Here is a 1,290-nt window from a genome sequence, read left to right as displayed (position 1 = left end):
AAATATTAATAATAAATTCAATGATGCTATTGACGAAGATGCGATTAAAAAAGATGCTATTAAAAAAGAAATCGCTACCTTTTCTACTAGTGAAATGCAGAACGAATTGCAAGGCGATAACGGGCTTGAGTTTGTTGTAGAGCAAGATATTGTTATTGATGGGCGTTTGCAGGTGCAAGCAGAAGATATTGGTACTCATCAGCTGCTTAAGCCGTGGCGAGCTAAACCTGATAGTGATTTGCCATCAGATACCTTGATTGGTATCGAAGATATACAAAAGGTATCGCTACCGCAGTAGGTGCTCAATCACAGTTATCACCCGCTAGGGGCGCAGGCTTTGATTGAAGCCGTGCTACTTTGTCATGAGGGCTCTGTGCTGTCAACAACAGCAACTTATGATTTAACTGATATCTGGCTTGGGCTTGATGAGGATAAGAGGTTTTCTGCTGAAACTAAAGTCGATATAAATGACACGCGAGTTTTACCGCATACGATAGATCACAAATTATTAACGGCAGTGGCAAATCTTGATCGGCGCTTAGAAAGTGCTTTGATTGCATTGGCGCTAAAGCAACTACGCCAGCATAACTTATCAGAAATTGCTATCGATGAGTTGCGCTTAAAATATGAAGCCAGTTATCGTAATCAAGATCATCAACATTACGTGCAGCAAAAAAAGTGTCGGACGATGCTAGTGCGCTATCAGCGAGGTATCATTGAGCTGTTTGAAAACTTACTTACGGCTGATCTAAGCCAAAAATTTGCTGATACTATAGATAATGATGATTCTATTGATAAGCCTCAATCATTATTAAATCCTTTAGAGAATACGCGCTCTCGGTTGTCTCGGTCGCCTTCGATTTTAGCGTTAAGGCAGGCGCTACAGCTGCAGCAATTGTTGCCTATATTATCTGCCATATTAAACGACACACAGGTTCAGTCGCATCTTCACCCTCAATATCCATACTATCAATGGCAGCAAGTATTGTACGCTGGCACGGATGATATTTATGCTCAGCTTGACCCGTCAGGACAGGTATTTGATGGTTTTGATGCTGTCGCAAAAACCATGCTTACTTTATTGGCGTATCGTTTATCAAAGGATGCCAAAGGGCAGATAATATCCGCACTAGATAGCGAATTACATAGCTCAGTGCTCAGCTATAATAGTGTTAGCGTTGCTCATTATCTTGTAGATTTACGCCGTCATGCACGTTTGCTTGATATTGATTTAGCTGCCGCTAGTGAGGCAAATTTGCAATGGCTATTATTGACTGCGCAAAATCTAAA

Annotated in this window: 1 protein-coding gene and 1 pseudogene; both read left to right on the top strand. The window is 41.1% G+C overall.

The window, feature by feature from the left end; all coding sequences use genetic code 11:
- The coding region (locus CXF58_RS13795; protein WP_180952494.1) for a hypothetical protein at nucleotides 1-298 on the top strand (298 nt) is incomplete at its 5' end.
- 39 nt (nucleotides 299-337) lie between these two features.
- Nucleotides 338-1,290, top strand: a pseudogene (locus tag CXF58_RS01140) (peptidase M48); the annotation flags it as partial.

The sequence above is a fragment of the Psychrobacter sp. Sarcosine-02u-2 genome, from assembly GCF_002836335.1.
GTDB lineage: Bacteria > Pseudomonadota > Gammaproteobacteria > Pseudomonadales > Moraxellaceae > Psychrobacter > Psychrobacter faecalis.
Note: the sequence above shows the minus strand (reverse complement) of the source record. Positions and strands in the feature narration are given on the sequence as shown.